Source organism: uncultured Flavobacterium sp. (assembly GCF_963974175.1).
Lineage (GTDB): Bacteria > Bacteroidota > Bacteroidia > Flavobacteriales > Flavobacteriaceae > Flavobacterium.
Map to the genome: position 1 here is coordinate 232641 of NZ_CAXBBR010000003.1, position 10393 is coordinate 243033.

The 10393-nt window shown below is 33.1% G+C and carries 8 protein-coding genes; 4 read left to right on the top strand and 4 right to left on the bottom strand.

Annotated elements, in window-relative coordinates:
• Positions 1-167: 167 nt before the first annotated feature.
• The 4 genes from AAC069_RS06260 to AAC069_RS06275 all read right to left on the bottom strand — a co-directional run bounded on the left by AAC069_RS06260 (position 168) and on the right by AAC069_RS06275 (position 6230).
• A complete protein-coding gene (locus AAC069_RS06260) occupies positions 168-2765 on the bottom strand; it encodes a PorP/SprF family type IX secretion system membrane protein (protein WP_339919618.1) in 2598 nt (865 codons plus the stop codon).
• A gap of 1 nt (position 2766) precedes the next feature.
• Positions 2767-4239: a gliding motility-associated C-terminal domain-containing protein gene (locus AAC069_RS06265; protein ID WP_339919619.1), complete on the bottom strand. Its 1473-nt coding sequence runs from the start codon at positions 4237-4239 to the stop codon at positions 2767-2769.
• Positions 4240-4341: 102 nt separating this feature from the next.
• Entirely contained in the window at positions 4342-5634 is a 1293-nt protein-coding gene (locus AAC069_RS06270) for a hypothetical protein (protein ID WP_339919620.1), read from the bottom strand.
• A 158-nt stretch (positions 5635-5792) separates the two neighbouring features.
• Positions 5793-6230 (bottom strand): hypothetical protein, encoded by a 438-nt coding sequence (locus tag AAC069_RS06275; RefSeq protein ID WP_339919621.1) that lies wholly within the window; start codon positions 6228-6230, stop codon positions 5793-5795.
• 1597 nt (positions 6231-7827) lie between these two features.
• Here AAC069_RS06275 and AAC069_RS06280 point away from each other — a divergent pair.
• From AAC069_RS06280 to AAC069_RS06295, 4 genes are all read left to right on the top strand, one after another.
• Positions 7828-8064 (top strand): hypothetical protein, encoded by a 237-nt coding sequence (locus AAC069_RS06280; protein WP_339919623.1) that lies wholly within the window; start codon positions 7828-7830, stop codon positions 8062-8064.
• Positions 8061-8327, top strand: a complete 267-nt coding sequence (locus AAC069_RS06285) for a nucleotidyl transferase AbiEii/AbiGii toxin family protein (protein ID WP_339919624.1) — start codon at positions 8061-8063, stop codon at positions 8325-8327. The genes AAC069_RS06280 and AAC069_RS06285 overlap by 4 nt, the downstream gene beginning before the upstream one ends.
• A 54-nt stretch (positions 8328-8381) precedes the next feature.
• Positions 8382-8831 (top strand): hypothetical protein, encoded by a 450-nt coding sequence (locus AAC069_RS06290; protein ID WP_339919625.1) that lies wholly within the window; start codon positions 8382-8384, stop codon positions 8829-8831.
• Positions 8832-9089: 258 nt separating this feature from the next.
• Complete coding sequence (locus tag AAC069_RS06295) at positions 9090-10295, top strand: site-specific integrase (protein WP_339919628.1); 1206 nt, start codon at positions 9090-9092, stop codon at positions 10293-10295.
• Positions 10296-10393 lie beyond the last annotated feature (98 nt).

Consider the following 10393-nt stretch of genomic DNA (forward strand, 5'->3'; position numbering starts at 1 on the left):
ATTGACATTAACTCCTTTTGTTAAAAAAAAAAGGAGTTCTTAATTTATTATAATTCAAACTTCGAAGTCTGAAGATTCTTTTATTATCAAGAGAGGTAAACAAATCGTTCTCCTTGCTCCATTATTATTTTATTACCAACCCATTAATTATCAAAAAAGGGCTATTCTTACTCTATTTTAACTATTGCCATTTTACCGTTATAAGGTTTGTTTCCTTTTGACCCTAACGCCATTTGAGCTTGTTGCAAATTATCAAATTTATCATAATAAATAAAATAGTTACTAGAATTCACGTCATAGAAGAAATTGATATCTGATTGTCCCGCTGACACCACTTTTATTAAAAAGAGATCTCTTTTTGCAACTTCACTGTGTACGGCAATTATTAAATAATAACCTACTTCAGTGTTTTTAATGTTTTTCAAAATCTGCATGTTCGATTGCTCAGCTCCATAATCAAAATCTTCTGCTTTCAATGGAATTGCACTTAAGCTTGTCGTTTCTTTTATACGATTTAAAGTTGTTAAATCTTGTAAAAATCTTCCATGATCACCTACAAAAGACGCTCGTTTTATTCTTCTTTTTTTCTCGATTTCGGTCTCTACCTTAATATTCTCTAAAGATGAAAGTAAGTCTATGTTGGATTTCATTGCAAATAATTGTTCCGCTTTTAATTGCTCAATCGTATGTAGATAGCTTTGATTGATAGCCTCACTACTGTTAGTCTCTTTTTTGAGCCTTTCTTTATATAAATTATCCAATTCTCTAATTTTATCATTCTGATTTTTATTTGCCTCAGCGATTTCTGTTTTCAAAGATTCTATAGCATTGTTCTCTGCAGAAATACTTTTGAATGGTTTTGGTTCTTTGAAGATACCTTTCTCGCTTAAATCATTTTCCTCTTTTAAATCTCTGAGTTCTTTTGCTTTATTGGCAACCGTAGCATCTAGCTGGGCTAATAATTGTTTTTGCGTGTTTTTAGACTGCTCAATAAATTGGGTTAAATTTTTCATTTCCCTGGCGATAGCATCCTTAGGTTCTTCAACGTGTTTCGCCTTAGCTTCAGCAGCAATTTTCCCATGGGCTTCAATATCCGCAGCCAATTTAGCCTGTGCATCTGCATCTGCTCTCGCCTTGGCTTCGGCAGCTTTTTTTGCTTGGGCTTCTGCATCCGTTTTTAGCTTCGCATCAGCAACTTGTTTAGCCTGTGCCAATGCATCGGCTTTTGCCTTAGCTTCGGCAGCTAATTTCGCTTGGGCTTCTGCATCCGCTTTTAGTTTTGCATCTGCAGCCAATTTGGTCTGTGCCAGTGCATCGGCTTTCGCTTTGACTTCGGCAGCTAATTTCGCTTGAGCTTCTGCATCCACTTTTAGTTTTGCATCTGCAGCCAATTTGGTCTGTGCCAACGCGTCGGCTTTTGCCTTAGCTTCTGCTGCTAATTTCGCTTGGACTTCTGCATCCGCTTTTACTTTCGCAGCAGCAGCCAGCTTAGCCTGTGCCAACGTGGCAGCTTTTGCCTTAGCTTCGGCAGCAATTTTCCCTTGGACATCTGCTTTTAGTTTCGCATCGGTAGCAAGTTTAGCCTGTGCCTCTGCATCCGCTTTCGCCTTAGCATCTGCTGCTAGCTTCGCTTGGGCATTTGCTTTTAGTTTCGCATCGGTAGCAAGTCTAGCCTGTGTTAATGCATCTGCTTTTGCTTTAGCATCTGCTGCTAGCTTCGCTTGGGCATTAGCGGCCCTAGTTTTAGCATCTACATAAGGAGCTGTGTTTTTTGGCTTTAGCGGTTTTGGACTCACATCTGGAACAAATAATGCCCCTCCCTCTTCTTCATCCCCATAATAATTATTCTTGCTAGTAATATTATAAGCAAGTGTAATTTCATGCGAAGATCCAAAACTTGATAAATCACCTGTCGCCTTTTCAAAATTATACTCAACGGAAATTTTAGGCGTTATATTCAAACCTAAACCAGCCGAAGCTCCATATAAAGTATTATAACCGCCTTGAACCCAAACACCACTAGGGATAGAAAACATCATTAAGCCCGAAACAACAGTTTTCTCTTTTTTGAGCTCTGTTTTTAACAAACCCGAAAATTTACTCTTATCAAAAAAACCATAGCTGTCTAGATAGCCCGTATGCATCACATGCAATTCAATGCTTCTCTCTGGATCATCCTGCACCAGTTGCGATGTTTTCAAATTGTATAAAAACAAATTCTTTAGCGATACTCCAAAATCAAGAAAGGCCGTCCCATAATTGATTCCCGGATTTGCGGCAAAAAGAAAATTAGAAGGAATATTGTCTAAAGAAGGATCTGGGTAGTTTGTAATTACTTTACCCTTGTTGAGACCGCTTTTATAAAAACCTAAATTAAATCCAAAAGTAAGATTGCTGTCTTGGGCCAATTCTACGTTTTGGGCAAAATTAACAACCCCGCCAAAGGTGGTAAAAACACCATAATCCTGCTGAAACAATCCAACGGCTATTCCTTGGGTCTCACTCAACCTACCAGCATAGCTAAACAAATAAGTTTGGGGCGCATTATCAAATTGTACCCACTGTTTTCTATTATAAAAACTGACAAAAGTATTTTGTTCCCTAACAAAACTAAAAGTGGGATTGATAATGTATCTGTTGAATTTTAACGAATTACGAGCGGCTAAAGCAAACGAAACCACTCCATCTTCAGTTGGTGTTGTCTGAGAATAAAGTGCAGTGAAAAGGCCATAAAATAAAGTCAATAAAAGTAAATTTTTTTTCATGTTATTTTATTACGGTTATTGAACCTTTCTTCACTTTTTTACCCTGCGTACTAATGATATAATAATAGACCGGATTTACATTTTTAAAATCCATCATATTCTCAGGCCAATTATTTTGATAATTATTTGTCTTCAATATTTGTTCGCCTGTGGAACTCATCAATAATACTTCAGTATTTGTTCCGCTTAAATATTCCTGAGGGATCACCCAAGTATCATTTATCCCATCTCCATTAGGGCTTATAAAATTAGGAATCAAAACGACATCCCTATCAATAATAGGGTATTCAATAGTGAAAAGAAATTCATTAGAAGCTCTACAACTACTCGTTTGAGTAATAACAACCTTATAATCCCCTGCCGTTGTTGCATCAAAAGTGGCACCATTAGCACCATCAATTAACACATCGTTTAAAAACCACTGGTAAGCAGGATTTTCAGCGGTTGTTGTTGTGATTACTGTTTTTGTTTCCCCTTCTTTTATTGTATTTGTTCCTGACAAATTGATAGCGCTCAAAAATTGTATTTTCTGTAAATTAATCGACGCATTAGTAATACATCCTCCAAAATCTACTTTTACAACATATAAGCCCGCTTTACTCGCTTCATAAGTATTCGCAGTTGCTCCTTCAATTTTTAGGTCGTCAAGAAACCATTGATAGCTGTTAGCGGCTTGTGTACTGAGTGTTGTTGTACCTTCAGAAGCACAAAAGGGATTTCCTTTGTTAGAAGTTATGCTCGAAACTTGTGCGGCGGACTCAGAAACGGTTACCCTGTTAGAATAAGAATTGGAAGTACAAGAACCATAATTAGTCTCTACATAATATTTTCCGGCTTGTGTTACTGTATAACTACCCGTACTGGCACTTACTAATAATGTAGGAGCAACCGAATTACCATTATCCCTAAACCAATTATAGGTCAACGAAGGATACTTTAATGGCGAATCATTAGTGCCCGTCCCAGGATTATCTATCCTTAAAACATAACTTCCTCCTGCGCAATAAGTGGCAGTTTCTACAAAATTATTGATGGAAAAAGGCGCGTTTTGTATCTGATAATAGGCCGAAAACGTATTCGAATCTGGGCTGGTAGATGCTGGAGTGGTACTCCGTATTCTTATTTTATAGGCTTCTCCTGCTATGTTAGTGGGAATCCGAAATCCTAAAGTAGCTGGAGAACCACTAACAGCTCCAACATCAGAACTAACCAAAATTATAGGATTAGAAAAACTTCCAGTTGCATCCGATAATTCTACAATAAATTGATTGGTTGAACTTAAAGCCGATTGTGGACTAAAAGTAAAAGTTACCTTAGACAAAATAGGCACTTGAGTATTATAATCAGCGTCTGCACAAATTTGAGTAAAACTAAGCGTAGGTTTACCAATCGTTATTTGAGCAAAGCCATCAGTTGCTGCGGCAAGAGCAAAAAACAAAAAACAAAAAAATCTTTTTTTTATTATAGTAGCCATTCTTAAACTGATCTTTATTTAGCATAATTAACAATTATAACTAAAATGTAATTTATTATATGTTACATTCATACGTTTTTAAACCTAAAATTGTCCTAGAAACTATTTATCAACATTTGAAGCCACAATCTTTCCTATTTTTAATCTAAAATCAGGTCTTTTATCATTCGAAAAGTCAATAAAGGTTTCCTTATTGTCACTTTTTGAATAAACATTAGAAAAAATACTATTCCCGTACCAGCTTTCTAAATCTTCGTTGTCAGAATTAAATTCCGTAAAAATATTACCTTTGCAAAAGTTGAAATACATTTCCTGAAATTTTATTCTCTTTAGATTTGCATCATTAACTTCAATCTTATTTTCCAATAATACAGCAGGGTTAAATCCGGAAATCACACTCCTTTTAAAGTCTATTGAAGCGTTTTCAGCAACATATACCGCCTCTTTTATTAAACCTGATTGAATATCGGCACTTATATTTTCACTATCGTTAACCAATGTTAAATTAGTTGCAATCACCGATGTTTGTTTTTTATTAAAATCAACTTCTTCTTTTTTATCATAAGAAGCAATATCAATGCATCGGGAACCTTTATTACTTGACAAAAATGATGAACGAATCGCTAAGGAATTATCAATACTACATTGTGTACCGTAATTAAATTTATAATCATCACTACTTGATTTAAATGAGACCATCTTAATTAATTTAAGGTCCCCTCCCAATATTTCAAAAGAATCACCTCCTGAATAACTCACCATTACATTTTCTATTACGGTTTTGTTTCCTACACCAGCTAATAGCAAAGAGTTAAAATTATCGGTCCCTTTCAATTTTGCACCTGCAAACTCTATCCTTACAAATTTTAAAATACCAGAATTACTACTGGTATTCAATCCCCCAAAAGTGGTTAAAGCCAAATTCAAATCAAATTTCACAGATGAAACACCTCCTAATTTATTAGTTGGCGCATCTCCTAATACGATTATACCGCCCCAATCTCCCGCTTTTTTAAGGTTTTTGTTAGAGGTAAAAACAATTGGGTCTGTTTCTAATCCTTCGGCAATTATAGTAGCTCCTTTTGTAATAATAAGAGAAGCCCTAGATCCAGAGTCACAAATGATCACCGTACCCGGATCGATAGTAAGAGTCGCATTATTAATAACATAAACACTTCCCTGCAATAAATAAATATTTTTCTTTTCTAATCTTGTATTAACAGAAATATTACCCGCCAAAATCCGATTGGCTTCCCCATAATCTTGCTTATAGGGCTTGAATTCTGTCCAATTGTTTAACCAATTGCCGGACCCAATTATCCCTCTTTCTTGCTGCGCGTTTACGCTAAAAACTATAAAAAAGACCATATATACAATTTGTGATATGCTTTTCATTGGCACTATAAGTTAAATAGTTGGAGTTTATCTTTAGAGTATTCCTGAAAAAAGTAATTACGACCTTCTAAGTGATTTCAAAATTCATCGATAAGGAGTGTCAATTATTCCTACATTACTCTTATCAAAATTTAAAAAGACAACTAAATTAATAATCTTTACATTTCATTGAATTCATGTAATAGTTTCATTGTGTTTTCATAAAACAAAATGGCCGCTATCAAATTATTTGTGTCTGCATAGGGAACCATTCTCCTTTGAAACTCCACCGTCACTTCAAGGAACTCGCTAGTACTTTCAGCTTGTCGGGTCAAGGCCTTTATATTATCATTAGGAATTCCTAAATCAGCCAAAGTAATACCTGGTTTAGTAACTAAGGCAATATAAGGTAATGTCTTCACAAGAACATTTATACGTTCTATATATAATTCCATCAACTCCCCTTTTTTCATTCCCTGCAGCTCTCTCATTTCGTGATACTTTTTTATCGCTGCCGTAGAACTGATAATACTGGTAGACAACTTTTTATCTTGTGCAGAAACGGAAGCTGTTGCAAATAAAAAAAACAAACTAAAAAAAATAATTTTTAATTTCATAATTCAGATTAAAGATTAAAGATTAATATAATTAAAACAAAAATATACAATAAAACTCAGTCTACAATGTTTAAATTATTTTTTATGACAGTAAAAGCTTGCGAAATTCATAAAAAACGTAAGTTTATCGATTAAATACGTATTTTATCGATTATTTTGAATTTTACGACGAATCAATAATAGAATAACTAACGGGGCTCTATAAGAAGATTAAAAACAGTAATTACCTTATCTCAGTTTTTATTTATTAAAATTATAAGTAAAAAAAATGTTTTATGATAAATATTAGCTGCCATTAGACTTTTTAACTTTTTTCCCAAAAAAGTTAATTTTTACCTTAAGAAACAAAATTTATTCGTTGCCATTTTTAAACTGGATATACAGATAAAACCAGTACTTATTGCAGAAGGAGTCGGCAAAACAAACGAAAGTAAACAAAACTACACCTAATTATAATAACAAGAGTACCAGAATCAATCCAGTAACAACCTATAATTTTAACAAAATCAAAGAGTTAAAGCAACTGGGGTTTTAAAAAAGGGCCATTTCGGATGCTTTAAAAATAAGCAGAAAAACTGTTGCTAAACACATAAGTTTAGATGGGTATTCCAGGGTAAACTGTCCAAGATTATGATGCTGTTAACTATGCAGTAGTTAGCACTTGTAGCAACGGACAAGTGAAAGGTCAGGTTAATCGTCTTAAGAATATCAAAAGAATGATTTATGGAAGGCCTAGCTTCTAATTATTAAGAAAAATGGTTTTATCTAATTTGCGCCTTTTTTACCAAAATTGACGAAGAACCAGTTTACCCACGAATAACCAGACTTATTATGAAAAATCATAAATTTAATAAAAAAAACACTATTAAAATAACTGTCGATAAACTCATAGCGGCAACAAAAAACACACCTATGAATAAGAACATCTTGTCTTGCTTATTGTCTGTTTCCATTTTTTATACACTTTTTTTAACTGTCTCTTTTTACTACACATTAAATACTCTGAATATTTCTAGTATACCCAACTCTTTTAACTAAACGTTTAAAGTAATTTCTAGAAACTTATTTAAAAGCGTCATGAGTTTTAATTGAAGTGCTAATTTACTTTTTTACACCTTAAACTACAAATAAAACCGACTAAATACATGATAAAATTATATAAACAATATTTTTCCTACTTTTAGATTTAAACACTTTACCTTTTAAAGACGATATTTCCTAGAATAGGGAATCTTTTAAATTAAAAAAAAGCAACCTACATGACAATATTTGAAACAGATTGATTTTGAATTTTATACTGTCTCCCAAAATTCGAACAATAAATTTAGACTAATTTATATAGGAATAAAAACGTGAAATCAGTAATTGTCATGAAAATATTGATGATGTAATTAAACATCTTGCCAAACTTTTTAAAGTTAGCGAACAAGCAATGTCTTTCAGACCTTCAAATTTGAGTTATTACATAGGTTAATACTCTTTTTAAGAGCTATTTAAACATTTATTAACGAATGTTATTAAAAAAAAATACTAATTTTGTATCGTGAAACAATCAGTAAACATAGCGACAATTTTTCCCAAACATTTATTTTGGGATATGGATCATAGTAAACTTAGTCTTTCCAGAGACAAGGATATTATAATCCCAAGAGCTTTGTTTGCCACAAACCAAGAAACTTTTGCAACAGATATTGTTAAATTAGAACAGTATTATTCCAAAATACTAATTCTTAAATACCTCAAAACTACAAAAGAGCGTATTAGCAACGAAGTTTGTGCAATGGTAGCAAAAAGATACAATGTACCCACTTTTGCACGTTTCAAACAAGTATGAGTGCAGTAGGTCCCATTCTAAAACAAACTATCTTAGACTTACAAAATTTATCAAGCATCTCGCAATTTGCATTAGGTGGTGGTACAGATTTGGCTTTAAGATACAACCATCGCATATCAATTGACATCGATTTTATCGCTCCGCTAATCATTGGAAGAATTGGTTTTGACCAAATTATAGAAGAAGTTGAAAACCTTTATGGTAAGAAGCAAGTAAATACAATGCTCCTAAATACAGAACTTAACGAACAATTTCTATTTTAAAAAATGTTTATTTCAAAAGAAGATCAAGTTATAAAAGTGGAGTTTTTGCAAAATATGAAATGCTTATTTATTCCAGAAGTATTTGATGGTATTCGAGTAATTCATAAAACAGACATTGGTTTATTCAAATTAATGAGTGCTTCAAATCGTTTTGCTAAGAAAGACATTTACGATTTAGACTATATAACTGATGAAATGCCTTTAATAGAATTATTCGATCAATTCAGAATCAAATCAGAAAAATTCAACCAATCGGAGCATAGGACAATTTTTGATTTAGATAACGAAATAAATCCAATAGACAAACCTGAATTACTTTTAGAATTCGATAGTGTAAAAATTTCAAAACAGAACAGACCTTCACACTTAAGCGATAGGATAGAAGTATTAGAAAGCAGTAAACCCTGGCCATTAGTTAGATTAAATTGGCGTTCTAAAGTAAGACAGTTATTTAATCATCTTGGCAAAGATTTCCCTGCTCCAACAGGTGTCAGAATAAAGTGATCATTTAAACACTTATTTACATGATCCCCAAAAGAAAGAGGGGTTTCAAAACAACATCCCCCTCCCTCCGGCTCGTCTTCAATGAAAACCAATTATGGCGTCTTCAAAGTGGATACCTCTTAGCAGAGATAATACCATAATCAACAGGCCAAATTATATTATAGATTATCACAATACATTAAATAGCCAATCTATTGTTTTCCAATGCCTTTAAATTTGTGTAGTTATACCTCATTTTTAACTTAAAACATTGGAAACATGCACAACGAAAAAATCACAATACTGTTTATAATAAGTACCGCCAGAACCAATCAAAGAGGCTTATGTCCATTATATTGTAGAATAACATTAAACAAAGAACGAAAACAGTTTAATACTGGGCTTCTTGTAAATCCACAATATTGGGGAAGCAAACTCCAAAAAGTAACAATACTAGAGCCAAACCACCAATATATAAATGCGCAATTAGAGCGTATCCAAGTCAAGATTTACAATATTATTTTGATATTTCAACTTCAGGGAATTCCATGTAAACTAGATAATATCTTTAATGAGTACAAAGGTATACCAATTAGAAAGGAAGAATATATATTGTCTTGTTACAGGAAATATGTTTCACGAATACAGAAACTAGTTGGAATAGAAATAAAACAAAATACCTATCAAAAATTCGTATATGTTGGAAATCATTTAGAAGCATTCATAAAGTGGCAATTTAAAAAATTAGATTATCCTTTAAAGGAATTAAGCTTGCGGTTTCTCGATGATTTTGACTACTATTTAAAGACAGAGAAAAGCATAAAGCAAATCACTATCAACAAAATCATTCAAAGGCTCAGAACACCTATCAAACAAGCTATTTCAGAAGGTTATTTAGATAGAGACCCATTTATACTATATAAATCTAAAAAGTTCCACAAAGATGTTATTTTCCTTACTACAGAAGAACTCCAAAACATTGAAGGGTCCACATTTACTCCAGAAAGATTGAGGATAATCCAGGACTTATTCATTTTTTGTTGCTACACAGGATTAGCTTACAATGAAATGGCGCATCTTAAAATAAAAAATATCCAAATCGGTTTTGACAACATGAATTGGATCCAGATGAAGCGTGAAAAAACACAACGCCAAATATCCATTCCAATACTCCCAAAAGCACAAGAGATTATCGATAAATATTTAATAGATAGTAATTCCGTATTCCCTGCTATAAGTAATCAGAAATTCAATGCTTATTTAAAAGAGATTGCATCTATAACAGAAATCGATAAAAGAATCACACACCACACAGCCAGGAAAACATTTGCTTCAACAGTTTTACTATACAATGATGTACCAATGGAAATCGTTTCAGAACTACTAGGTCATTCAAACATGACAATCACTCAGGAAAGTTACGGAAAAGTGGTCCAAAAAAAGGTTAGTGAAGCTATCAAAAACCTTGCATCAAAATTAAAATAAGAATTCATAGCAAATGCTTCGTAGTTCTTTTTGCAATAAAACGATTCAATTACGGGAAACCGTAAGAAACGGGTTCATATAAATCGTAAGTTTGAACA

Excerpts from the sequence above, each read along its gene's own strand:
- AAC069_RS06260 (WP_339919618.1), bottom strand. The coding sequence starts at position 2,765 with ATGAAAAAAAATTTACTTTTATTGACTTTATTTTATGGCCTTTTCACT.
- AAC069_RS06265 (WP_339919619.1), bottom strand. The coding sequence starts at position 4,239 with ATGGCTACTATAATAAAAAAAAGATTTTTTTGTTTTTTGTTTTTTGCT.
- AAC069_RS06270 (WP_339919620.1), bottom strand. The coding sequence starts at position 5,634 with ATGAAAAGCATATCACAAATTGTATATATGGTCTTTTTTATAGTTTTT.
- AAC069_RS06275 (WP_339919621.1), bottom strand. The coding sequence starts at position 6,230 with ATGAAATTAAAAATTATTTTTTTTAGTTTGTTTTTTTTATTTGCAACA.
- AAC069_RS06280 (WP_339919623.1), top strand. The coding sequence starts at position 7,828 with ATGGATCATAGTAAACTTAGTCTTTCCAGAGACAAGGATATTATAATC.
- AAC069_RS06285 (WP_339919624.1), top strand. The coding sequence starts at position 8,061 with ATGAGTGCAGTAGGTCCCATTCTAAAACAAACTATCTTAGACTTACAA.
- AAC069_RS06290 (WP_339919625.1), top strand. The coding sequence starts at position 8,382 with ATGAAATGCTTATTTATTCCAGAAGTATTTGATGGTATTCGAGTAATT.
- AAC069_RS06295 (WP_339919628.1), top strand. The coding sequence starts at position 9,090 with ATGCACAACGAAAAAATCACAATACTGTTTATAATAAGTACCGCCAGA.